13 protein-coding genes and 1 CRISPR repeat array are annotated in these 25,494 nt (G+C 68.0%); of the genes, 9 read left to right on the top strand and 4 right to left on the bottom strand.

The window, feature by feature from the left end; genetic code table 11:
- Window positions 1-129 precede the first annotated feature (129 nt).
- Together ABD223_RS22405 and ABD223_RS22400 are read right to left on the bottom strand one after the other, a co-directional pair.
- Window positions 130-4,080, bottom strand: a complete 3,951-nt coding sequence (locus ABD223_RS22405) for an nSTAND1 domain-containing NTPase (RefSeq protein ID WP_344038329.1) — start codon at window positions 4,078-4,080, stop codon at window positions 130-132.
- 16 nt (window positions 4,081-4,096) lie between these two features.
- The gene (locus ABD223_RS22400; protein WP_344038328.1) at window positions 4,097-5,041 is read right to left on the bottom strand and encodes a hypothetical protein; all 945 of its coding nucleotides are present in this window, start codon (window positions 5,039-5,041) and stop codon (window positions 4,097-4,099) included.
- A 176-nt stretch (window positions 5,042-5,217) separates the two neighbouring features.
- On the opposite strand from ABD223_RS22400, the gene ABD223_RS22395 reads away from it, so the two are divergent.
- Window positions 5,218-5,352, top strand: coding sequence for a hypothetical protein (locus ABD223_RS22395; protein WP_344038327.1), 135 nt, complete (start codon window positions 5,218-5,220; stop codon window positions 5,350-5,352).
- A 314-nt stretch (window positions 5,353-5,666) separates the two neighbouring features.
- A CRISPR array of direct repeats spans window positions 5,667-6,183; the repeat unit is 28 nt; unit sequence CTCGACCCCGCGCACGCGGGGGTGTTCC.
- A 970-nt stretch (window positions 6,184-7,153) separates the two neighbouring features.
- Complete coding sequence (locus ABD223_RS22390) at window positions 7,154-7,978, top strand: NB-ARC domain-containing protein (RefSeq protein ID WP_344038326.1); 825 nt, start codon at window positions 7,154-7,156, stop codon at window positions 7,976-7,978.
- Between the two features lie 19 nt (window positions 7,979-7,997).
- Here the strand turns inward: ABD223_RS22390 and ABD223_RS22385 are convergent, their stop codons facing one another.
- On the bottom strand, window positions 7,998-8,990 hold the full coding sequence (locus ABD223_RS22385) for an IS630 family transposase (protein WP_344038325.1): 993 nt from the start codon (window positions 8,988-8,990) through the stop codon (window positions 7,998-8,000).
- Window positions 8,991-9,222: 232 nt separating this feature from the next.
- Here ABD223_RS22385 and ABD223_RS22380 point away from each other — a divergent pair, with 232 nt between their 5' ends.
- Entirely contained in the window at window positions 9,223-9,993 is a 771-nt protein-coding gene (locus tag ABD223_RS22380; protein WP_344038324.1) for a hypothetical protein, read from the top strand.
- The gene (locus tag ABD223_RS22375) at window positions 9,990-12,146 is read left to right on the top strand and encodes a cell division protein FtsK (protein WP_344038323.1); all 2,157 of its coding nucleotides are present in this window, start codon (window positions 9,990-9,992) and stop codon (window positions 12,144-12,146) included. The genes ABD223_RS22380 and ABD223_RS22375 overlap by 4 nt, the downstream gene beginning before the upstream one ends.
- Window positions 12,147-13,047: 901 nt before the next feature.
- Here ABD223_RS22375 and vsr read toward each other — a convergent pair.
- Entirely contained in the window at window positions 13,048-13,440 is a 393-nt protein-coding gene (vsr, locus tag ABD223_RS22370) for a DNA mismatch endonuclease Vsr (protein ID WP_380647192.1), read from the bottom strand.
- 522 nt (window positions 13,441-13,962) lie between these two features.
- Here vsr and ABD223_RS22365 point away from each other — a divergent pair.
- The 5 genes from ABD223_RS22365 to ABD223_RS22345 are packed head-to-tail and all read left to right on the top strand — an operon-like array spanning window position 13,963 to window position 25,373.
- Complete coding sequence (locus ABD223_RS22365; RefSeq protein WP_344038321.1) at window positions 13,963-15,534, top strand: nuclease-related domain-containing DEAD/DEAH box helicase; 1,572 nt, start codon at window positions 13,963-13,965, stop codon at window positions 15,532-15,534.
- A 38-nt stretch (window positions 15,535-15,572) separates the two neighbouring features.
- Window positions 15,573-18,692: a helicase-related protein gene (locus tag ABD223_RS22360; protein WP_344038320.1), complete on the top strand. Its 3,120-nt coding sequence runs from the start codon at window positions 15,573-15,575 to the stop codon at window positions 18,690-18,692.
- Window positions 18,689-20,476 carry a DrmB family protein gene (drmB, locus tag ABD223_RS22355; protein WP_344038319.1) on the top strand — a complete coding sequence of 596 codons (1,788 nt, stop codon included), beginning with the start codon at window positions 18,689-18,691 and terminating at the stop codon, window positions 20,474-20,476. The genes ABD223_RS22360 and drmB overlap by 4 nt, the downstream gene beginning before the upstream one ends.
- Window positions 20,473-23,631 (top strand): sigma-70 family RNA polymerase sigma factor, encoded by a 3,159-nt coding sequence (locus ABD223_RS22350; protein WP_344038318.1) that lies wholly within the window; start codon window positions 20,473-20,475, stop codon window positions 23,629-23,631. Before drmB ends, ABD223_RS22350 begins: the two co-directional genes overlap by 4 nt.
- A complete protein-coding gene (locus tag ABD223_RS22345; RefSeq protein ID WP_344038317.1) occupies window positions 23,628-25,373 on the top strand; it encodes an AIPR family protein in 1,746 nt (581 codons plus the stop codon). The genes ABD223_RS22350 and ABD223_RS22345 overlap by 4 nt, the downstream gene beginning before the upstream one ends.
- Window positions 25,374-25,494 lie beyond the last annotated feature (121 nt).

The following is a 25,494-nucleotide window of genomic DNA, read 5'->3' as shown; positions in this document are numbered from 1 at the left end:
ATGTACGGGTGCTCTTGGGTGTCGAGGTGTTCGCGGCAGTTCGGTCGGAAATTGGGCAAGTGCCGGTACAGCCGGACTGGTTCGTTCACACCGTCGCGGGAGAGGTTGTCGGGGCGCGGTTTGTGGCAGTTAGCGCTCCCATGTGAAGTCGCCGAACAGCCCGGAGGCGTTGAGGTCGGACATCCGGTCGATGACGTCCAGGCATCGGCTGCGGACGTCGTCGTGTCCCTGCCGATAGAGCCTCAGCACGATGGTGACCATGTCATGGCTGACTGCGGCGGTTGCGGTCCTGATGTCGCCTAGGTCTCCGCCGGCGATGTCGATCGCTCGGTCGCAGGCATCGAGGATCGCTTCGGGGAGTAGCGCCAGGCTGTCTTCCAAGGCGCGGAACAGGTTGTCGAAGTGCTCGGTGAAGGCCGCGCTCGTGGTGAATGCCGTGACGAGGGTCTGCGTGGTGGCTGTGTCGGTCTGGTCGAGTGAGGTGACGGCTGCCGCCGCCGCCTCACGGACGGTCGCGTCGCTGTCGTTGAAGAAGCGCGTCATGAGATCGGGCCTGACCCCGGGAGCGGTGGCCAAAGTGGTCGCGGCACCTCGTCGGGCTGCGACGGCGAGCATGTCCGGATCTGCGGGTATGGAGGGGTCAAGACGATCATTGCCGAGGGCGTTGGCCCAAACGTGTCCTGCGCGTTCCGCGATCGCCTCCGGTCCCGCCAAGGCCCGGGCGAGGTGTCCGGCGAACCGCTGTGGTTCGAGCAGTGCCACGCTGGTCAGCAGGTGGGTGGCCGGATCGGAGTCGAATATGTCGATCTTCGGTTCGCTGAGTAGTTGGTTTGCGAGGTTCAGCGCTTCCTCGGGGTGGGTGTTGAACAGGGCGAGGACGGCTTCGGTGGTTTGTGTGCGGACGGCCATGATCGGGTCGTTGGCCAATCGGGCCACTGTGGGCAGCAGGCGGTTGCCGAACTCGGGTCGGGCGAAGAGCACTTGGCCGATCGTTTCGGCGACTGCACCTCTCGTGCAGTTCATGCCAGCCGTGTGAAGGTCGCCGTTGTAGTACCACTGGCCGGGTCGCGACGCGGTGCGTGCTGTCTCGCGTTCGGGGTCGCTGTCCTGGGAGTAGTGCGCCAGTAGTCCCAGTAGGACTTCGTCGATGTCGCCCGGATTTGCTTGGATCGCGCGGCATACGGCACGGCCTGCCGCCGGGCCCGCGACGAGATGGGCATGGGCGCAGAGTTCGGACAGCAGCGGGGTCGGGATCTTGCCGGCGACCGCTTCGACGACGTGGACGATGTGGTGGGCGGGGATGTCGGCGTCGAAGGTCAGGGCGAGGCGGGTGAAGCGCTCCGGCTCTACCTGGGCCGCGCGACCGAGCATCCGGGCCAGTTCCAGAACCCCTCCGACCGCCGCGGTTGTGGAGTAGTTCCTGGTGTTGTCGTGGTACTTCCCGATGGCCCGTAGCCAGTCCTGGTCGGTCATGAACCCGGATGCCTTCTCGGGCACGGGTGGTCCGACGAAGTGCGCCATCATCGGTTGGGGTGCCGTAGGTGGGTCGTGGGGGAAGCGGCGTTTGAGTTCCGCGATGCGGCGTGCGCAGTCCGGAAGCAGTCGCTCTCGGTCGATCGCGGTGAGTAACTGGTATTGGCTGTAGCCGTGTGCGGAGCGGCCGTGCACCGTGGTCTCCCACGGCGGGTAGTACTGGAGCAGCATTCGGCACAACGCGGCCAAGTGGTCGTCGTCGCAGTGGCGTGAAGCGGCTTCGACGAGCTGACGGGTGGCCCATCGAGGGCTGTCGCTCCAGCCCAGACGAAGGTTACGGGGGTCGGAGAGCAGCCAGTCGACTGCCTCGTCGGCGGCTTGTTCCGCACCGGCGGTGTATGCCCTGCAGGCCAGGAAGCGTAGTGCCTCCAGGTCGCTGCCAGCGAGGGTCCTGATCGCGTTGTCTTCTGCGGTCACCATGCGGGAGGCGGTGGCACACAACGCTTTTTCGACACCGGTGAACAGGGCGCTGTCAATCTGCGGGTTGCTTTCGATGACGCGATAGCGCCATCGTGGGCTGACGAGCAGTTCTTCTGGATCGTCCCGGAAGCCGGTGGCCTGGATGACGGCGACCAGGAACGGGAGGACTTCGACGAGGAACTGTTCCGGTGCGGCCTCGGCGATGTCGATTACCGTGGACGCGCCGCCGCTGGAGCCGCTTTTGAGATGTCCCGAGGCGAACGGGTCGGGGCTGCCGTCCTCCTGAGCGCGTACCTGTGCACGGCGCAGGTGCGCGCCGATGATGCGCGCGGCTCCACGTGGCTCGTCGTCCTTGAGGCCGTAGAGGATGCTCCAGAAGTCGCTGTTGATCGCGATGGGGCCGCGGGCGTGGTCGAGTAGGCCCTGCTCGGCCAGTTCCACGGTGAGGTCCACAAGCCCGGGGGTGAGGGACCATTCGACCATCGATCTCAGCCGGTTGTTCCACTCCTGCGAGGTACCGATGTGGGGACGGACGAGTTCGGCGACGCGCTTCGGCCGTTCCCTGGCCGCGATGACCAACTGGTTGGCCGCACCGACCCTGTCGGGATCGCGGAGCATCACCTCCCAGCGGCCTGCCCGGTCTGCCGCGTCGAACCACCGCGCCGAGGACAACAGCCCGGTCAGCTTCCCGCTCCGCCGGGAACCACCGAACGCCAGCGGTTCGAGCGCCGACCAATCGTCACCATCGGCATCGATCCCGCCCAGCACGCCGACGACCACATCTAGGAGGTGTGACCGGACGGTGGTGCTGGCCAGCAGCTCGCCGACGGTCGCGTGAAAGGCTCGCCGGTCGGTGCCCGCAAGGTGTTCCAGCACCTGGCGGGTCTGCGCTCTCCGGAACAGGTGCTGGCCGGACCGCACCAGGAACTCATGGAGATTCTCTCCCCGCGCGACGAAGGCCCTGGCGAACATGAAGTCGAAGTAGGTCTCGTGACAGAAGCTGATGGTCACCGTGTCGTCCAGGAGAACACCGGCGGACGCCAACGCCGACACCTGCCGGCGAGGCACCTCGTCGAGCACCGCTGTAGGTACTTGAAGCACCTCGTTGTCGCTCATGTGCGACACGAGGGTGGTGGTGATCGTGGCCCAGTCCAAGCCGCCCAGCTCCGTCTCGACCGCTTGCCGGGTCTGGGTGGTGAACTGCTCGTACAGGTCGGGCAATGTCCGGTACGTCAGACGCTGGGACTTGGATGACAGCCTGCTGAACACGGCGAGGTGCAGCGGCAGGCGCAACAGTTCCAAGGTAGGAGGTTGGATCGACGCCACGTCGACACCACCGGCTTGGAGGGCGGCCTTCACCGCGGTCGCTTCAAGGTCGGCGATCTCCATGCTGCCGACCCGCGACTCGTCGGACAGCAGCGACCGCATGCGCGGATCGGCTTCGAGGTCGACCGTCCTGACCACGAGCACGATCTTCACCTGCGGATGCCGCTCCGCCTCCTCCAGCATTTCGGCTACCGCGTCGTAGCTGTCCGGCATCCGACCGCTGTAGGTGCTGACCGCGTCCAACTGGTCGACCACGACCACACGCCGTGCATCACCGGCGGTCTCGTCGACCACCACGACCGGGGAATCCGGCAGGCCACAGGAACCACCCAGTTCCTCAGCCGAGGCTGAAACCTGCCTGATCGCGTCCATGCGGACCACCCCGGCCGTCCACCCGGCCTCGATCAGTTCCGTCACGGCATCGGCTACGACGCTGCTCTTCCCCGAACCTGCCCGCCCGTGCACGACAAGCACCTGCCGCGAGTCCGCAGCCAGCCATCCCACCAGGACCTGCACCGCCGGATGCACGGCCATGAACCGCGGTCGGGTCGCCCCGTTGCGACGACGATGCCGCTCGACGGTCCGTCCGAGCGCTTCCCTCTCGCCCTGGGATGAACGCCGCTTGCCGACTGGCGCCCCGGACATGATCAGGTCGCCCTGAACGATGACGTCCCTGGCCTGGAGGACATTGCCTATGACGTTGTGCACGGAATTGGAAACCACCTCACCGGTACCCGGACGAGAGGCGCCTTGGGCTTCCTGATCCGATGGTTCCGCCTTCTTGCGGCGCCACGCTGCCAACTCCTGACCTCCTTTCTCAGCGGCGGAACGGGCGTCGTGGGTCGCGTGGTGTCATGTGGTCGAAGGTGGTGAACCAGGCAGGTGGGGTGTAGTCGCCCATGCCGATGCCGCGGTTCTGCTCGTCGTCGGGGTCTTCGATGCCGTCGCGGCCCAGGTCGAAGAGTTCGAGGATGTCGTGGTCCTTGAACAGCACGTCCGCGAGCAGCGTCCACCGCAGGTCGTTGTCGCACTCGGGCAGGTGGGCGAAGTGGGTGTCCAGGCCGGACGCGCCGTCGTCCGTCAACTCCTCGCCGTAGCGCAGCATCAGGTGCAGCGCCATCTCCTCGGCAGGGCACGTCGGCTGCGGCCATCGCCCGGCCAGCAGGTCGGCGGCGAGATCGTCGAAGGCGCGGGCCGCCCGCCGACGCCAGATCGCGTCCTGCCGCCAGGTGATCCTGGGAAACTCGTGGAACACCGACCACATCGGGTCATCGGGATCCACCGGGTCGTCACCGTGTTCGATCACGTCGTCGTAGGCGTGGTCGGCGAGCAGCCCGGCCATCCCCCACAGCACCGCCGCCGTCCGCGGCGTCAGGTGGCCGGACGCGCAGTCGTCGCAGTCCGGCACGTCGCATCCGCACACGGGGAACAGAGCCGTGAAGTCCGGCCACGACGGGACCGGGCGGTCGTGTTCGTCGACTTCCACTGCCTCGCACTCGGAGCCGGAGAACTCCACACCCTCGATGTCGACCATCAGGTACGGATCGACCAACTCCAATAGCGCGGCCCTGAAATCACCGCACACCCTGTCCCGCTCTTCGGCACGTACCTCGTCGAGGGCCGACCCGCTGTCGTCGACGCAGTAGTCGGCCTCGTCGACGTGCCGCAGCGCCGCCCGTTCCAACGCCGCAGGGTCGGTCACCTCGACCACCACGGCCGCCGTCACCCGCAGCCTGCGCACGATCGCGTCGGTTCCGGTCATCCGGCGAGCCTACGACCCAGGTCAGGTCGGGTCCGGGCGGTTGGCGGGGCTTGACGCCGGTTCACTCCAACGGGTGATGTTTGGCGGCGGTTGGCCACATTCACCCGTTCGAGGCGACCCCATTTGGCGTTGGTCAAAGATCCGGAGCCACTCGCTCCTGATTTCGCTCCTAAACAGTGTTCACCAAGATCGCAGAGTTACCAGTACGTGACCAAATGAAGATCATCTCTATCGCGCGAAAAAACCCGCTGACCTGGGAAAATATCCAGATCGAGCGGGCTTCTTCAGACCGTCGGGACGACAGGATTTGAACCTGCGACCCCTTGACCCCCAGGGTGGACCCGATCAAGGCCTGACCTGCGGAAACAGTCGTCAGAGGCTCCGAATTGGCTTCGTTGAGCTCAGTTCAGGTCACGCCAATCCCGTTGTGACACAACGAAGTCTCCTTCATCCACTCCCTCCTGCTCGGTCACTTGATCCTGACCAAGTGACCCACTGGGCCGTGCCGTCCCCTCGGGCAGACCTGTGGGACCGTAGGTGCATGCGGGTACGGCGATGGGAAGTTGCGAAAACCGGAGTGAATGAAAAACACCGTTACGGTTCGTAACGCTGCTGGTCGCGAAGCCTCGACCCCGCGCACGCGGGGGTGTTCCCTGCTTGACGCGGCGACCCTTGAGCAGCCGGTACTCGACCCCGCGCACGCGGGGGTGTTCCTGCCGACCAGAACGGGTTCAGCGTGGCCGTCGGCTCGACCCCGCGCACGCGGGGGTGTTCCCAGGGCTGGGCCCTCGGGAACACCCTGGCGACGCTCGACCCCGCGCACGCGGGGGTGTTCCCGCCACCTCACACCGACACACATACGATCACTGACTCGACCCCGCGCACGCGGGGGTGTTCCGTCCACGACCAGGACGCGCGCGCCGTGGTAGACCTCGACCCCGCGCACGCGGGGGTGTTCCCTGCATCGTCCCGGACGGCCCCCGCATGGGCGACTCGACCCCGCGCACGCGGGGGTGTTCCCGCCACCACGGGCGCGGTCTACGTGGACGTGACCTCGACCCCGCGCACGCGGGGGTGTTCCCAGCCTCTGTTGCACCGCCTGCTGGATCGGCTTCTCGACACCGCGCACGCGGGGGTGTTCCCAGAGTGATGCCGGTGTTCAGCGCCTCGTTGAGCTCGACCCCGCACGCGGGGATGGCCCAGTAGCGCAGTACCGCGGGTGGTTCTGGACCGCCTCGACCCCGCGCACGCGGGGGTGTTCCCGACGACTGCGCCGTGTTCGAACACGCAGCCCTCTCGACCCCGCGCACGCAGGGATGTTCCCGTTCATCGTGTGTTCGATGTGTCTCGGGTGAGCTCGACCCCGCGCACGCGGGGGTGTTCCGTTGTCCACGGTCCGGGCCTGGTGCTCGGCCACCTCGACGCCGCGCATGCGGGGTATTCCCGGCTACATCATCGACCGCCCCGGCCCGACCTGCTCGACCCCACGTACGCCTCGACCCCGCGCACGCGGGGATGTTCCCAAGAACCCGGACGGCACGGTCCGAACCCGGGCCTCGACCCCGCGCACGCGGGGATGGTCCGATTAGCCTGATGACAAAGCAGTGACGCAGGCTCTCGACCTCGCGCACGGAGACGGTCCGCAGACCGCGAGCGCGGCGCGCCTGGCCGAGCTGCTCGATCCCACGCACGCCAGGGTCATCCGCCCATACGGGCACTGCTGACCGCCGCCTGGACCGGCCCCGCGCCAGCGGCCAGCCGCTCGATGTCGCCCAAATCCCAACAGCGACCCTGAACAGCATCGCGATACGATGCAGCCGCACTCCACCAGGCCGACTCCAGCCAAACCTGAAGAGGCGACCACTTATTCACGCGGTAAGCCGCACAGACTCCCCCCAGGGTGGATTCGATCAAGGTCTGAACTGCGAAAACAGTCACCGGAGACTTCGGGTTAGCTGCTTTTAGCGCAGTTCAGGTCACGCCAACCCCGTTGCGGCATAAGGAACTCTCCTTCGTTTTCTCCCTCCTGTGCCCCATCACTTGATGCCTCAGGCAGGTGCCAGACATCTGTTTTCCGCCTTCAGGACGGGGTCGTGCGGTACAACGGACCTTGTGCACAACGAGCTGACCGGGGACGTGCACGGGTTCGTGCTGCAGGCCGCGGATGTCCACCTGCAGGTGCCCGCGGTGACCGCGTTAGCGGGGCTGCCGCCGGTGGACGCAGGATTCACCGGCCGGACGGCCGACCTGGCGCTGGTCGCCGAGGCGTTGCGCTCCGCGCGGCCGGTCGTGGTGTCCACTGTCATGGGCCTGGCGGGCGTCGGGAAGACCACGCTGGCGGTCAGGGCGGCGCACGACGCCGTCGAGGCGGGGCTGTTCCCCGGTGGTGTGCTGTTCATCGACCTGCAGGGCTACTCGACCGGAACGCGGGTCGAGCCGCGGGCGGCCCTGGCGGTCTTCCTGCACGCGCTGGGCGTGCCGGCCGGGCAGGTGCCTGCGGAGCAGGCGGCCAGGGAGGCGCTCTACCGCACCAGGCTGGCCGAGCGCACCGCGCCGGTGCTGGTCGTACTGGACAACGCATCGTCAACGGACCAGGTCAAGCCACTGCTGCCGCCCGGTACGACCCATCGGGTGCTGGTGACGAGCAGGCACACCCTGGGTGGGGTGCAGGGCGCACGGAGGATTCCGCTCGACGTACTTCCCGAGGCCGAGGCGGTGGCGATGCTGGACAACGTCCTGCGAGCCGCCGACCCGGCCGACGAGCGGATCGACGCCGACGTCGAAGCGGCGCGGGAGATCGCCGCGCTGTGCGGACGGCTGCCGCTCGCGCTGGGCATCGTCGCCGCGCTGCTGGCCGACGACCCGGAACTGCCGCTCGCCGGGATGACCGCATCACTGCGCGAGGCGACGACCAGGCTCGGCGAACTGACCTATTGAGCCGAAAGTGTTCGGTTGCCTACATGGCGGCGTAGCGGACGTGCGGTGCCTGGAAGTAGCCGCGGACGATGTGCGGTTGGCGTTGGCGGCGTCGTAGGAAGCGTCGGGTCTCGTGGGCGAGTCGGTCGACGTTGTGGGCGCGGGAGGCGTTGACGTTGCGTTTCATGTCCGCGTTGAGCAACTCGTCCGGGTTGAGCTCGGGGCTGTAGCCGGGCATCAGGTGCAACTCGACCCGGTCGGCGTTGGCCTCGAGCCAGGCGCGGACGGCCTTGCTCCGGTGGACCGGGTGCCGGTCGGCGATGACGTGGACCTTCCGGTCGGCCTGGCGGGCCGTGCGGTCGAGGAAGGTGATGAACACCGGTGCGGTGAAGCGTTCGGTGAACACGGTGAACCACAGCGCGCCGCGTGAGGCAACCGCGGACATGACGCTGACCCGCAGCCGTTTCCCGGTCACCCGCACGATCGGCGTGCGGCCCTTCGGCGCCCACGACCGGCCGGGCGGTGCGGCGTCCGAGCGCAGCCCGCACTGGTCGACCCACGCGATCGCGGCACCCTCGGCCTTCGCCCTGGCCTCGATCGCCGGATACTCGTCGTCGAGCCATGCGCGCACCGCGGCGGGCTGCTGCTCGTAGGCCCGCCGGGCAGGACGCTGCGGGGTGAAGCCATGGCGGCGCAGCCACAACCCCACGCCCTGTTCGGTCATCTCGACCCCGACGACCAGCCGGATCAGCTCGACCACCGCCTGACGGGTCCACAGCGACCCTCCGATCAGCAACTCCTCCGGCGTGTAGTCCGCCATCGCCGCGAACAGCGTGCCCCGATCCTCCGCACCGATCAGCTCGGCGGGGCCGGGCCTTCCCGTCCGGGTCGCCAGGCCGTCACGGCCGTCCCGCCGGTAGGCACGCCACCAACTGCCCACCGAGCGCTCCGAGACCCCGAACACCTCCGCCGCCTGCCGATAGCCCGCGACCGCCCCGGACTCCAACGCCGCCACCACCCGCAAGCGCAGCACCTCACGCTCCGCAGGCGACAACCGGTGCGCACCCTCGACCCCGATCACGAGCGATCAACCTACCGGAAGGCGATCACTTTCGACTCAATACGTCGCCGCCCACGCCCCGACCACAGCCGACCCGATTCCACCCGCCATCGCACCGGCCACCAAGCGGGTCCGCGACCTCCGCGCCGAGGTCGACGAAGCCCACCTCCTACTGGAGCTGCAGTCCGACGCCGCGCCACTGCTGGTGGACACCAACCGGGTCCGGCGCAGCCGCAAGCGCGCCGCCGAAGCCGCCCGCCTGCACACCCTCGCCCAAGACCCGGCCGCACGGGCATGGCAGGCATCGCGGGTGCGCCTGGTGCTCACCGCCGCGGCACTGACGGCACTGGTCGGGGCACTGGCGTGGTCCACCACCGGCGTTCACCACACGCTCACCCGAGGCATGGTCGAACACACCGCCGCGTGGTGGGGCGCCTGGGCGGTGGAACCCGTGATCTCGACGGTGCTGCTGGTGGTGGTCGGGGCGCGGGCGTTCCTGGCGACCCGCGGCCGGGTGCTGCACCACCCCCACCTGGCGGTGGTCGAGTACGGGGCGCTGGCGGTGACGCTGACCTTGAACGTGTGGCCGTATCTGCCATGGGTGTCGGTGCCGTGGACGCGGTTCGACCCGATGCAGCTCCTCGCCCACGCCATCGGCTCGCTGGTCGCGGTCGGCGCCGTGGCAGTGCTGCCAATCATCTGGACGGCGTTCGCCGACCTCGACCACGGCCTACCGGTAGGCCCTACTCCTACCTCCTTTACCCCGGAGTACAGGCAGAACGCACCCGACACAGCAGTGACGCAACAGAGGGCCACCAGCGACCGAGTGGCCCTACTGGTAGACCGCGCCCGCTGGATGATCGCCGCCGGCCAACTGTCCGCCAACCCGTCCGCGACGCGACTGCGGGACGCGCTCGGGTGCGGAACCGACGCGGCCCGCGAGGTCCGTGATGCCCTCCGCAGGGGTGCAGCATGAGCCTGACGATCCAGGGCGACAGGGGCGGCGAGTTGATCCCGTTCCCGAACGTCCCGGTCGAAGCGAGCGCCGAGGACGCAGGTGCGGTGGAAGCAGCCGCACCTGCCTTGGACGGCGAGCTGATCACCGAAGCCGAGTACCAGCGTTCCCGCCTCCGCCGCCTGGCCGAGTCGGCGGTGTCCCACCTGCCCGCCCAGTGGCAAACCCCCGAGTCCGCCCGCCAAGCCGGGGTTGCATTGGTGAACCAAGTACTGCTGGTGCCTATGCGCTACCCGGTGGCGGTTGGGCGCGGCCTGGCGGTATCGGCCCGTGCCTGGTGGGCCTGGGTACGGGTGACGGACTTCTATGAGGCGGCCAAGGCCGCCGACCTGCTGGCCGACAAGTGGCAGGAGATCGCCGTCGTACGCCGCCGTCGAGGCGTGATCTCCCTGGCGGGGGCAAGTGCGGCCAGCTTTGCTGGTCTGGTCGCCAAACTGACTGTCGGCTCCTTGCCACTGCTGGTCGCTGCCGGCGCGATGTCTGCGGTCATGGCGGTGGCAGGTCGACGCCGGGAGGGCGCAGGTGGACGTAGCACCCGCTTGGGCTCGCGGTCGCTGGCGTGGCTGATGAACGGCGACCACCTGGTCACCGCGTTCCGCGACGCCAAGCTGATCGGCCGCGATGAGTCGTTGATGCTGGTCAAGGCTCCGCGCCACGACGGTGCCGGGTGGGCGCTGACGCTCGACCTGCCGCCGTCGCGCAAGGCATCCGACGTGATCGGCAAGCGGGAAGCCCTGGCCTCGGCACTAGCGGTGGACGAGGTGCGGCTGATCGTGGAACGCGTCCGGGGCGACGACGGCCACGCCGGGCGGCTGACGCTGTGGGTGGGCGACGCCGACCCGTACGCCACCGACCCGATCCCCAGTCCGCTCGCGTCGGCGCCGAGCTGGGACCTGTGGCGGCCAGTACCCTTCGGCACCACCGCCCGCGGTGCGACCGTGAACTTGCCGGTGGTGTGGACTTCCTTGCTGATCGGTGCAATCCCCCGTCAAGGCAAGACGTTCGTCGCCCGCTTGCCACTCACGGCCGCAGCGTTGGACCCGCACGTGCGGCTGATCATCGCCGACGGCAAGGGTGGCAAGGACTTCCGTCCGTTCGAACAGGTGACACACCGCTTCATCCGAGGCTCCCGCGAGACGGACGCCCGCCGGCTGATCCGCGTGCTGGAGGAGTGCGCGGCGGACGTGGCCGACCGGTTCGACCGGCTCGCCGAGATGGATGACGAGCTGTGCCCCGAGTCCAAGGTCACCCCGGAGATCACTCGCGACCCGACCCACGGGATGCCGCTGACCGTGATCGGCATCGACGAGGTCCAGAACTTCCTCGGCTTGGACGTGCCGCTGGACGATGACAACCCCAAGGGCAAGAAGGTGGGCGCACGCATCTGCGAACTTTTGACCTACATCGCCAAGACCGGCCCGGCCGCGGGCTACTCGCTGGTCCTGGCCGCCCAGAAGCCCGACGCCCAGGTCATCCCGGACGGGCTGCGCGGCCAGCTCGGGACGCGATTCGCGCTGAAGACCATGACCTGGCAGGCATCGGAGACCATCCTCGGCGCTGGCACCTACAAGGCCGGGATGGACGCCTCCAAGCTGCTGACCAGCCATAAGGGCGTCGGTTTGCTGCTGGGTGCCGACGGTGAGACCGAGCTGTCATCCGGGGAAGCGGTCACGGTGCGCACGCACCTGCTGCACATCACCGCGATTCGCGCCGCGTGCGAACGCGGCCGAGTGCTGCGAGAGCAGGCCGGAACGCTGACCGGGGACGCCTCCGGAGAGCACGACCTGGCGGTACTCGATCCGGTGGCAGCCTCGCGCCTGGCCGGAGAGGTCGCCATCACCACTGCCGGTGCATCAGAGCTCGCAGGCGCCGGAATGAGACGCGAACCACCGGAAGTGCTAACGCTACTGGCCAACGTGATCGGTGAAGACGAGCACGGCCTGATAACTCGATCGGAGCTGGCCAGGCGTATCGGTTGGGAGGTCAAGGCGTTCGGCGAGGCACTGCGCGCCGCCGGGGTGCCCTCGACGGGCAAGCGGCGGATGCCAGGCCACGACAACCCGGTCAGCGTGGCCGACCTGGACATGATCCGCACCGTCATCCACGGCGGCTGAGCCCGGAACGAGGTCGGCACAGGCGTGTCGACCCACCTGGCCGTTCCAACCCCGCAACGACGATAAGAGCCAACTCTGACCTGCTCAAACAGGTGTTGTTCCGACCCTGTTGGACATCTGCGGTTCCTTGGGCTCCTCCTGCAACCCGGCCGAGGACCTCTCGTTCCGGCCCTGTGGGCACATCGCTGGGGGTGGACACAGGAAATCTTTGTCCACCCCCGGATCGCCGTCGCCAAACTGCCTTGCCCTCAGCGGAAGCCCGATCCTCGGGCAGTGGCCGCAACTTGTACGACGGCACCGCCCCGCTCGGGTAGCAACGCCGATGACGACGCGGGTCCGGAGGCCAGCTGAACGACCTCGAGGTCTACACCCCGACACCCACCTGATCCGCTGAGCCAAGCACCGGTCACGGGACTCACGGGCTACAAGGGAAACCCTTGTCGAATACCTCCCTCGGCTCCACGTCGTCAGAGTCCGCTTTGAGGCGGAACAAGCTGTCCCCGATGGGCCCGGTCGGGTCGAGAGCACTCCACACCGCATGGGCAATGGCGTACTCGCGGGTATTCACGTGAGCAGGGAACAGGACTTCAAGGCGGAGGTTCACCGCTTCACTGTGCCCCTGGACCGTCGGCCACACGATCCCTCAACTGGGCGGTGTGGAACGGACGATGTGACCAGCAGCCCTGTTGAGAAGCTCTCGTCGTCTCAGCGACCGCGACCCCCTTTGGACTGCACGCAACCTCGCTGACGTGAGTCCGTTACCGCAGCGTCGAGGCACAGCCCACGGTCGAGTGCAGATGAGCCCGAATCGGAGTGCAGAAACAGCGATGATCCGCTGACGAGGGAGAGGACGATGCGGTTGGCTGTGGATCTCGCTCCGAGTGTCACCGGACAAGCAGGATCAGCTGGCTGGCCGTGTGGTGCGCAGCGCGACCAAACCGCGTACGCGCTCCGCCGCCTCTGCGGGGTCTTCGTGCTCCCATACCCTGACCACCAACCACCCTGCTGCGGTCAACTGGGCGTCCGTGTCGCGATCGCGCAACACGACGCCCCGCAACTTCAACCGCCACCACGTGCGGTTGGCTCGCGGGAGTTGACCGTGCATCGGACAGGAGTGCCAGAAGCACCCGTCGACGAACAGGGCGATCCGCGCACCGCGCAACAGGATGTCAACGCGCCTGCGGCGGTCCGTCCCGGGCGGAGCGCGATCCACGACGAAGCGCAAACCCAGGCCGTGAAGCGCACTGCGCAACGCCAGCTCGGGTCGCGTGCCGGACCGCTTCATGCGGCGCATCACCTTCGCGATGGCTGGGCAGGAGGTGGTGGGCCAGGATCCAGGTAGGTGTACACGCCCTCATGTTGCCTGCGACCCCCGACACCCTGGCACATCTCGACAGCCGTCGACATCGCTCTGCGAATACCGCGCGCTTACGAGATGAAGTCGGCCTCAGGGGGTTGCGCCGCAACGGCGCGATTGGCCGTAGCCGCGCCGCGTCCGAACAACTGACGACTTCAGCGTCTCGAGCTTGTTCACAGGTGCTATCGCACGGGTATTTCACCAGTTGGGCGACACAGCATGAACCGCAAAAATCGGGTTCGCAGGCACGCTGGAAGTACTCTGCCCGGACAGCGGCCCCGGCATGCACACGTGACTAAAGCTCGCATTTTTTGCCGTGTAACCATGTCACCCGAACGAGCGATGGATCGTTCGCGCACGACTGCTTAGGTGATCCATGAGGGGGACTCCGCTGAACTGCTCGAACACACTTTCGACCGCCTCCCCCACTCGTCGCAAAGCAGGCAGGTTATCGTGCGCATGATCCCGGATTCGGTGCATCCCGGTGCCAGTCGGGCCGAGCAGGAGATCTTCTCCCAGTTGGCCGCACTCGAAGTGGCTGGGTGGGAATACGCCATGCACAGCACCAACCTGCCCGAGCACGACCGCAAGCGGGTCTGCGAGATCGACTTCTTGCTGCTGGGTGCCCGCGGCTTGCTGGTGCTGGAGGCCAAGGGAGGCGAGATCCTCCTGAAGAAGGACGTGTGGCACACGCGTGACCTCAAGGGCAAGCGGCACCGGCTCAAGGAGAGCCCGCTCGACCAAGCCCAGACGAGCATGTTCGCCTTGGCGAAAGTCCTCCGCCGCACCACCGCCGACCCGGCGTTGGTCGACCGCACGGTGTTCGGGTACGGGGTCGTCTTCCCGGAGAGCGAGTTCGACGCGGTCAGCGTGGAGTGGACTCCCGAGATGGTGATCAACTCAGCTCGCCTGGCGTCCGAGGGGTGGGCGGACTGCCTCGACCGGTTGGGCGCGTTCTGGGAGAGCAAGCCCGGCAACTGGAGCTCCCTGTCGGCCGATGACGTCGAGCGCTACCTCAACGTCCTCCGCCCCGACTTCGACCGAGTGCTGTCCCTGCGCCGTCTCGACGACATGGTGGAGAAAGAGCTCGTCGCCCTCACCAAGAGCCAGTACAAGGCACTCGACCAGCACCGCAGGAACCCGCGATTGGTGTTCGAGGGCGGTGCCGGGACGGGCAAGACCATGCTGGCGGTCGAGATGTGCCGGCGTGCCCGGGGTTCCGGTGAACGCATCCTGCTCACCTGCGGCAGCCACGTCTTGGCGGCCTTCATCCGATCGCAGCAGGACTTGGAGGGCATCACCGCGGTCCCGTTCGACGAGGTGCCCGCTCTCGACGCGAACGCCTTCGACGTGGTCGTGGTGGACGAGGCGCAGGACGTCATCAACGAACGCGACCTCGACGTGCTGGACACCGTGCTGGTCGGCGGGTTGGCCGATGGCCGCTGGGCCTTCTTCCTCGACTCCAACAACCAACGAGGGCTGGTCGGGCGCTACGAGGACGATGCGAAGGTCAGGTTGGACTCGCACCGCCCGACGTTCGTCGACCTGATGGACAACTGCCGGAACACCATCGAGATCGTCCGCGCCACGCAGGAGCGGACAGGAGCCGATCTGGGAGTGACAACGGCCGGCCACGGCCGTGAGGTCGTGGTGGTCGAGGAGAACCGCGAGAAGTCGATCACCGTCGTCTCGGCAGCCTTGGCCGAGTTGGAAGAGCACGGCGTGCCGCTCGAACAGGTCGTGCTGCTGTCGCCGCACGGCTTGACTGCATCGATCTTCACCGAGTTGCCCGCTGAGTGGTTGGAGCGGGTCGACGTGCTGGACCTGATGCGCATGCGGCGACCCGGCCGGGGACGCGTCGGCTTCGCGCAGGTCGCCGACTTCAAAGGGCTGGAGAGCCGGTACGTCTTCCTGGAGGTGGACGAAGCGGCGGACGAGCGGGCAGCGCGCGCCCAGCTGTACGTGGGCATGACCCGGGCCAAGGCCGCGCTGTGGGTGGTCAAACCCAGCGGAACAGGGGTCGACCGGTGACCGGGGTGTACAACACGGGGTTCCCCGACCGGGACCGGGTGCTCGGCTACTTGCACGACCAGTTGGTCGGCCCGGTCGACGGTGACGACGAGGTCTTGTACGAGAAGGCACCGCAGCACCGGTATCTGACCGCAGTGCTGTTCCCCCTGTCGCTCACCACATCCGCCACCGACGCGAGTGGCCCGGCCGATGATGCAGAGGAAGTCGACGAGCACGCGGGCGCGCTGCCCCAGGATGACGACGAGGATCCCATCACGCTGGCAGGACAGAGCCGGCCGAGTTCTGCCGGTATCAGTTTCATGACCACGGCCCGGTCCGCGATCACCGTGGAGGTGCGAGCAGCGCGGTACCGCAGCCTCGCGGATGACGAGTGGCAGCGTGAGCCACTCGACCTCGTGGCGGCTGCGGCGCTGCTGATCGAACCCCCGCTCTCGGGAACCAGCCGCAAGGAGGAGGTCTGGGGCGGAACGGCCAGCGTCGAGATCACCTGGCGCCCGCACCCCGACGGCGTGATCGTCACCCTCGTGCTGGTCAACCGCAAGGTGCAGGAAGAGCGTCGAGCGGTGAACCCGGAGGACTGCCTCTTCCAGGTCGGGCTGCGCTGCTCTGTCGCGGAGGGCGCCATCATCCGCTACCCGGCGCAGCTGCGGGCCCACAGCGACGAAGAGGCGGAGGAACTCGAACTCCAGTACCACGACGTGCCGGTGTACGCCGTCGGCCACGGAACCGCAGCTGGCTGGGACACCACCGGTGAGAAGCCCACTTGGGTCGGCACGTCGTTCCTCCCCGTGCACGTCGTGCCCGGTGTCACCTCCGAGCTGCCCGACGTGGCGGACGCCGTTCGCCTGAAGGACCTCGCCCGGATCGACACCGATCCCGAGCCGGTGTTCGCCGCCTTGGCCCACTTCGTCGACCGCTACACGGACTGGATCGAGAGGACCTGGGGCTCGCAGGCGGCAGATCTCGCCCCGCGGCTCCGCCCCGCAGCCGACCGCTTGCGGGACCGCGCGACACGAGCTCGGGACCGCATGCTCGCAGGCCTCGCCTTCCTGCGGGACGACCAGAAGGCGCTCAAGGCGTTCGCCTTGGCCAACAAGGTGATGGCCATGCAGATGGCGCACAGCCACCCGAGCCTCGGCGGATCGCCACACGCCCTCTCGGAAGCACCGGACCCGCGGGTCGACCACGACGCGCTCGACCTCACGTGGCGTCCGTTCCAGCTCGGCTTCCTGCTGATGACGGTGAAGGGCGTGGTCCAGGAGGGTGAGGACCGCGACCTGGTCGACCTGATCTGGTTCCCCACCGGCGGTGGCAAGACCGAGGCGTACCTCGGACTCGCCGCGTTCACCATCCTCCACCGACGACTGACCCTGGGGGAAGCGGGAGCGGGTACGGCAGTCGTCACCAGGTACACCCTGCGCCTCCTCACCAGCCAGCAGTTCCAGCGCGCCGCGACCATGATCGCCGCCTGTGAGCTGGTGCGCCGCGACGCCGAGGAACAGCTCGGCAGCCGCCCCGTCTCGATCGGCCTCTGGGTCGGTGGCGAGAACAGCCCCAACAGCTACGCGGAGGCCCGCCGATTACTCGCCCGGGCACGTGACGGCATCGCGGCCGATCAGGGGTTCCAGATCGAGTCCTGCCCGTGGTGCGGTACGCGGATCGTGCCCAGCGGACCGGACGACGAGCAGCGCTGGGGCATCTCAGCGACCAACAACTCCTTCCGCGTGCGCTGCCTGAACGACAAGTGCCCGTTCCACACCGAGCTGCCGATGTCTTCCGTGGACGAGCACCTCTACGACAACCCACCCACCATGCTGGTCGGCACGGTCGACAAGTTCGCCCGCACGGTGTGGAACGAGAAGGCCGGGGTGTTCTTCGGCACGGGTGCCGACCCGGGGCCGTCACTGATCATCCAGGATGAGTTCCACCTCATCTCCGGACCGCTCGGCACCATCGTGGGGCTCTACGAAGCGGCTTTCGACGTGCTGATGGAGCACTTGGGGAACACGCCCAAGATCGTCGCCGCCACGGCCACCATCCGCCGAGCGGACGAGCAGACCAAGGGCGTCTTCGGGCGCCCAGTCGCACTGTTCCCGCCCGCCGGCGTCGACGCGGCCGACTCGTACTTTGTGCGCACCGACCGCGAACGACCCGGCCGCGCCTACATGGGGGTCATGCCGCAGGGGCACACACCGCTGACCGCGCTCATCCACGTCGCCGCAGCGCAGTTGCAGGCCCCGCTCGAGGTCGAACTGACACCGGCGGTGGAAGACGCCTACTCAACGCTCGTCGTCTACCACAACAGCCTCCGCGAGCTCGGCAAGACCATCAACCTGGCATCCGACGACATCCCGTCGAGGTTGAAGGTGATCGCGCAGGCCGAGGACCACGTGCGGCACCTCGACGACGACAACGTGGTCGAGCTGACCAGCAACGTGGCGTCCGCGCAGATCCCGCAACGCCTGGACCGGCTCAAGAAGCCGCACGACGCCCCGGGCGGGGTCGCCTTCCTGGCCAGCACCAACATGATCTCAGTCGGCGTCGACGTCGGCCGGCTCGGCGTCATGACCGTCGTCGGCCAACCGAAGACGACCGCCGAGTACATCCAGGCGACCAGCCGCGTCGGCCGGAGCACCGACCGCCCCGGTCTCGTGGTGACCGTCTACTCGCCGTCCAAGCCGCGCGACCGGTCGCACTACGAGTCGTTCACCCCGTACCACGCGAGCCTGTACCGCTGGGTGGAACCGAGCTCGGTGACCCCGTTCTCGGTGCCGGCGCGGTTGCGCGCCCTCCACGCGGACTTGGTCGTGCTGGTGCGCCACGCACTCGGTCTGTCAGGTGACGGGGACGCCGCGTCGTTCGACCGCGACGACGAGCGTTTCGTCGCGCTCGTCCGAGCGTTCCTCGATCGCGTGGGACGAGCCGACGAGACCGAGCTCGATCGGGTCCGAACCCACTTGGACAACCTCATCGAGACGTGGGCGAAGCGGGCCGTAGACGCGGAACCCTTCGGCGGCCTGCGCTACAGCCAGGGCGGACGCGAACGTCCCAAGCTGCTCAAGCGATTCACCGACCGGGGCGAGAGCTGGGCGACGCTCGACTCGATGCGCAGCGTCGACGTGGAGATCCAAGTCCAGGTGAGAGGGGCTCGGAAGTGACCGTGCGCAAGGTTCGGCGCTCGCAGGTCATCAGCCCGTTCGGTCCGGGCGCGATCATCGATCTCGTCGGCGAGTCGTTCGTGGTGGAGGACGCGGGCAGGTGGCGCGGCCCGCGCGTGGCCATCGACTTCCCCCGCCTGGCCTCCTACCTGGGGGTGGACGCACTCGCGGCGCCGTCACCGTCACCTCGCTGGCCCATCCCCTACTACCGGTTCCCCCAGTGGTTGTTCTGCTCCAGCTGCCGGCGCATGAGCCGGTGGTCGTACACGAAGGAAGTCGCCAACAGCGCACCTTCCTGCGAGCACTGCCCCGGCCGCAAGCAGCTCATCCCGATGCGGTTCGTGGCGGTGTGCGCCAACGGGCACCTGTCGGACGTGGACTGGGTCCGCTGGGCGCACTCCGCGATCCGCCGCGACCGGAACCAGAACCAGTGCCAGCGGCCGGACCTGAAGTTCCTGAACAAGGCCAACGTCGGCGGCGGCTTGAACTCGCTCGTCGTGCGCTGCGCGACGTGCGGCGGCGAGAGGTCGTTCGACGGCCTGACCACGAGGATCGGCCTGACCCAGATCGGCAGCAAGTGCTCGGGCAGGCAGCCGTGGCAGGACCAGAGGGACGCGGTGATCTGCTCCGAGCAGGTGGTGGCGATGCAGCGCGGGGCATCGAGCGTGTACTTCCCCACCGTGGAGAGCGCGATCGACATCCCGCCCGACTCGGCGTGGAGCACCGTCAGCTCCCCGCTGACCACCCTCCGGAAGAGCAGCGAGTTCAAGTTCCTCCTCAGCGAGCCGAACCACGAGCTGGCCAAGGAGATGATCGGTATCGCCGCCCGCAAGTACGGCCTCTCCCCCACCGAGGTGGAAGCCGCACTGGCGCGGGAGTCGACGGACCCGCGCGCGCCCGTCGAGGGCGGGCCCGAGAACATCCGTCCGGACGAGTGGGCGGCCCTGATCAACCCCCAGGAGAACCACGACCCCCAGGACTACTTCATCTCGCGCCGGGCGGATCGACCGCTGGGAGACACCGAGGGAGCCACGACCGGATGGGGCGCGCTGGTCTCGGACGTCGTGCTGGTCGACCGCCTTCGCGAAGTCCGCGTGCTGACGCACTTCGAGCGCCACACCATGCAGGAGAAGGTACCGTCGAACCTCAGCGACGAGGGCGACTTCCTGCCAGCCATCGAGGTGTTCGGCGAAGGCTTCTTCCTCAGGCTCGACGAGGAGGCCCTGATCACCTGGGAACGGTCCGGTCCCGTGGTCGACCGGTGCCGGAAGTTGGTGGAGAGGCACAGGGCCAAGGGCGCGAAGTGGCTCTCCGAGCCCACGCCGCGCTACGTGCTGCTGCACACCTTCGCCCACCTCCTTTTGCGCAACACCGCCTTTGAAGCCGGTTACTCGACTTCCGCGTTGCGCGAGCGCCTGTACGTGACCAAGAACGGCGCAGGTCCCGCCATGGCCGGGGTGCTGATCTACACCGCGGCCGGTGACTCCGAGGGCACGCTGGGCGGCCTGGTCAGGATGGGCGAGTTCCCGCGCTTGGGCAGGCTCCTCGACATGTCGATCACCGCAGCTCGGTGGTGCTCGTTCGACCCCGTATGCGCGGACCACCCCGGGCAAGGGCCGGACGGGTTGTCGCTGGCTGCGTGCCACGCGTGCTCGTTGGCACCGGAGACCAGCTGCGAGGCGACGAACAGGCTCCTGGACCGACGCCTGCTGGTCGACCCGGAGTTCGGGTTCTTCAAGGACTTGGCAGCAACCATCGGCGGCGTTCCGGGGAACGCGCTGTGAGCGCCGCGTTACGCGGCCCGATCCACGAAGCGCCCCGTTACGACGTGGTGGTCGCCGTTCCCGGCGTGGATCAGGTGGTCAAGGCGGTCGCGACCTACCGCCGCCTGCGCGGGCACGGCAAGGAACTCCACGTCATCACCAAGTCTAGCGTGCTGAAGAACCGCATCCGCACGTTGATGCCCTTCGAGAGCCGCGGCGACGCGGTGATGACCTACCACTCCTACTTCGCCGACGTGTGGCGCGCGGTGCTGCAAACCAGAGCACCGGAAGCGGACGACTACGACATCGACTTCTGGGAGTTCGAGCAACGCCTCCGAGCTCGTCACATCCGGCCGCTGAAGCGGCGGCACGTCATCGTGGTCCAAGGGCAGCAGCTACCGCCCGACTTCTACGCGGTGCTGCGATTGCTGAGCGTCGAAGCGACGGTGTTCGTCGATCCCGTGCAGGTGGTCGACGAATCCGGTACCACGCTCGACGACCTCGAAACGCTCCTGGGCGTGCACACCCCCACCACGTTGCACGACGTCGACGGCGGCACCGCACAAGTCCACTCGCTGCTGGAGCACCTCGCTGGTGGATCCCCCCACGCGAGCACCTCCCGCCGTGACGGCCCACGTCCCGTGCTGCTCGACCACGACGACGTCGACGAGGAGATCCGGTTCGTCGTGGAACAGGCGGAAGCGCACCGCGACCGGCAGATCGGGGTGCTCCTCCCGACCAGGGAACTGGTCCAAGCCTTCAAGAACGGGATCGGCGACTTGTTCGGCGGCAGGACGCAGTGGCACCTGTCCGACGTCAAGGTCCCGAGACACGCTGCGGTCACCACGTCCGAGCCCGGGGTCAAGGTTCTGACCTGGGTGAGCGCCATCGGGATGCGGTTCGACCACGTCGTGCTGGCAGGACTCGACCAAGTGGAGGACCGCTTCCGGTTCGAGAACGCGCTGCGGGTCCTCGGCCCGACGACCCGCTCCGGGTTGTTCCTCTCCTATTCCGGTGCGGGCCGTCCCACGGCACTGTCCGCCCTACCACCTGCTCTGCTTGACGACCGCACGCGCAAGTCGGCCGGCGACGTGTGGGTGGAGGTGGTGTCCACCGGCACGCTCACCACTCCTCCTCCCGCCGCACCGGAACGACTGCCAACGCCCGGCCGATCAGCCGTCGACAGCGCCCGCGCCGTGCTCGCTGCGCCGATGCGGAGCAAAGACCGCGCCAAGCGCCTGCTGACGGCCGTGGAAGAGGTCGGGTTGGCACAGCTGATGCGGCCCACCGGTGGAGACCTCGCGGAGGAACTGCCCAGGGGGTTCCGCTCAACGCTGCGCAACAACGACGAGCGGGCAAAGGCGTTCGACGCCATGGTGCTGCACAACACCGGTCTCGTGGGGTCTTGCATCCCGAGGCACCTCGGTGCCGGCCTGGACTACGAGGACCTGTACCAGCACGGGGTGCTCGGCCTGATCCGGGCGATCGAGAAGTGGGATGGCTCTCGCGGGCTGAAGTTCTCCACCTACGCTGTGAACTGGATCAACCAGGCCATGGGCCGCGCCATCCCCGACGACGGCACGACGATCCGGTTGCCGGTCCACAAGTACGAGGAAGTCCGCAAGGTCCGTGCCGTCCGGGACAAGCTGCGCCTCGAACAGGACGACGTCTCCATCACGGACATCGCCAAGCACACGGGGTTCTCCCCGGCGAACGTGGTGAACTGCTTGCGGCTGTCCAGGGGCTTGATCAGCCTGGACGCCCCGTTGGGCGCGGACGGTGAGATCTCGCTCGCCGATCTGGTGCCCATCCCGTTCGAGCACGACTCGAACCCCGACTACGTGGTGGACCGCGCACTGGGTGCCGACCTCGTGCGCCAGGCCGTGTCGCGGTTGAAGGAGCGCGAGGCCGAGGTCCTCCGGCTGCGGTTCGGCTTCGACAGCGGTGACGACCTCACCCTGGAGAAGGTTGGCGAGCACTTCTCGGTCACCCGCGAACGGGTGCGGCAGATCGAGAGCAAGGCGAAGAGCAACCTGATCGGCAAGCTCGCCGAGGTCGGGCTGATTGCCGGTGGCGCGGATCCCGTTCCCACTCCCCCGCCAGAACGTCCGACCCGTCGGTTGGACGTCGTGCGCACACCGGTCCACGAGAAGCGCCCGACCGGCACGGAGATCGCCACGGGGTCAGGACTCGTGGAACGGCTCGGCGCCGCAGGCGGGGACAGTGCCGTCGGGCACCTGCTGATCGCCTTGGTGGACCGCGCGTTGCGATCCGGTGCCCGCCACATCCGCATCAGGAGCGCGGGCTCCGGCACGAGTTCCAGGCTTGGGCTCGTCCACGACGGTGCGACCTTCGCCGGGTACACGTTGCTCTCGACCCTCTGCGAGGGCCGCGAGGTGTCGCGCGGATCGGTGGCCCTCGGTGTTGCCGCTTCGCTGTACGGCGAGATCACCACCTGGGACTCGCACGCGTCCTCGGCCTGCCTGGTGCTCACCTCCGCGGTGGACACCGACACGTGGTGGTTGCACCGCACCTCCCGGAGGCTCCCCGCGGGGCTGCTGCCCGAGGTCGACGCGGACCGCTGGTCGGCGGTGCTGCTCCGCGTCCCACGGCCGCAAGTCGCACGTGCGCACCTCGGGACGATCCTCGACCGGTGCGTCCGCGACCTCGGCGTGGTGTTCGGCGAACTGTTGGAGCGCAAGATCGGCATCGACGTCGACGGACGTGCGGTGACCGCCAAGGACCCGTTCCTGTGGAGCAACCCGGCAGGGCAACACCTCGGGGAGGAGCGGGTGACCGCCGCGGGGTTCTCGGTGGTCGCCAGCCCTCGCGTCCTCCCCCACCCGGACCTCCTGCGCGCCGATGACGCGGCCTCGGTCGGCGACCCGGTCGACTGGCGGGCCTCCCAGGGCTTCTACGTGCGGTGCGACGGGCGATACCTCTCGCGCGGCGGCTGGCTCGGGCTCGACGGCCTGGACATGGCGGAGAGCACGGCACTGGCCAGGGTGCTCGTCGAGGTACCGCTCGAGCAGCGCGCCGCGTGGGGCGAGGACCACCCCGGCGCTGCGGTCGTGGCTCCGGAACCGTTGCGGTCGAGGCTGGCAGCTCTCGGGCGCATAGCGCGCGGCAAGGCACAACTCGTGATCGAACGACACCGAACCAGGGGGACGACGTGACGGACGGCGAACTCGCCGCCTTCGCAGCAGAGCTGCGGCGCAGGGTGGAGGACCGGGTCCAGGCCGAGCCGGAGCTGATGGCGCGGGACGCCTTCGTGACCCTGGTCGGCGAGCACCTGATCGACGACGGGGCGCTGGACGACTTGGACACCTGCTACCTGTTGGTGCCCTGGCAGGGCCGCCGCGTCGAGGTCGCGGGGTACGACATCACGGGGGACGGCACGATCCTGCACCTCGTCGCGGCCGACTACGGCTTGGACGCCGAGTCGCTGAAGCGTGAGCGGCTCACCCAGTTGGTCCGCCGCGTGGGCGCGTTCGCGGAGTTCTGCCGCAACGGCCTGCACGAGCAGCTGGAACGGACGAGTCCGGCTTACGACATGGTCGAGCGCATCCACGGTGCGTGGCCGCAATTGCAGATGATCAAAATCTTCGTCTTCACCGACGGGAAGACCGGGTTGCGCCGCGCGGAGGAGGCCACCGTCGCCGGTCTCCCGACCCTGGTGAACGTGTGGGACGTCAACCGCCTCCAGAAGCTGATCAGCTCGGGTGCCCAGCAGGAGGACATCCTCATCGACGTCGCGAAGATGGGGTACGAGGTGCAGTGCCTGGAGTCACCCGAGCAGGCCGACGGGTACCGCTGCCTGATGGCGATGCTGCCTGGGAAGCTGCTCGCCGACCTGTACGACGAACACCACAGCCGCCTGCTCCAGCGCAACGTGCGCGCCTACCTCCAGGCTCGGGGGAAGGTCAACAAGGGGATCGCGGAGACGATCAAGGAACAGCCCGGTCGGTTCCTGGCCTACAACAACGGCGTCTCCGCCACCGCTCGCGCAGCGGACCTCGAACGGACGTCGAACGGACTGGTGCTGCGCAGCCTGACCGAGTTGCAGATCGTCAACGGTGGGCAGACCACGGCCTCGCTGCACCACGCGGCCCGCAAGGGGATCGACCTGTCCGAGGTCACCGTACCCGCGAAGATCACTCTGATCCCCGACGACCGGCTGGACAGCATGGTCCCGGAGATCTCCCGCTACGCGAACTCGCAGAACGCCGTCACCCCGGCCGACTTCGAGGGCAACAGCCGCTTCCACGTCGGGCTGGAGCGGTGGTCCCGCACCATCTGGGTGACCCCTCTCGGTGTCGACGTCGAGCAGACCCGTTGGTACTACGAGCGTGTGCGCGGGCAGTACGACGTCGAGAAGAACAAGTTCACAACCGCCGCCGCGCGGCGCAAGTTCGACCGCGAGAACCCCGTGCGGCAGCGGTTCGGCAAGACCGACGCCGCGAAGTACGAGTACGCCTACTCGCTCCGGCCGGAGGTCGTGTGCCAGGGCGCTGAGAAGTGCTTCCGGACCTGGACGTCGGACGAGGGTTTGGCCGAGCGCGAAGCCCCCGACGACGTGTACTTCCGCCACTTGGTCGCCAAGGGGATCGTGTTCCGCCAAGTGAGGTCGATCATCCAGAAGCAGAACTTCGGAGGCTACCTCGGGCAGACCGCGGCGCACACCATGTCGCTGATCGTGCACACGCTCGGTGGGCTCGACCTGGACCGGCTCTGGCGCGAGCAGACGTTGCCCGAGGCGATCGCCACGGCGGTCCCCGACGTCGCGAAGGCGGTGCGGCGGGTGCTCACATCACCCCCGAGCGGCGGGAACGTCACCGAGTGGGCGAAGAAGACCGCCTGCTGGGAGCGCGTCCGCGCCGTGGGCTGGGCTCCCCCCGCCGACGTTCTCGCAGGTTAGTCGACCTCATCCCTTTTCTTCATCGTTCGTACGTCGGGGCGGCCGAACGGACCGGTCCCGGGAAGTGGCATGGCAGAAGTTGAGCAGAACCAGATCGTCGGTGGTGGAGGTCCCGCGCGGG

The sequence above is a fragment of the Saccharothrix xinjiangensis genome (assembly GCF_039527585.1).
GTDB lineage: Bacteria > Actinomycetota > Actinomycetes > Mycobacteriales > Pseudonocardiaceae > Actinosynnema > Actinosynnema xinjiangensis.
This window is presented reverse-complemented; position numbering and strand designations above follow the sequence as displayed.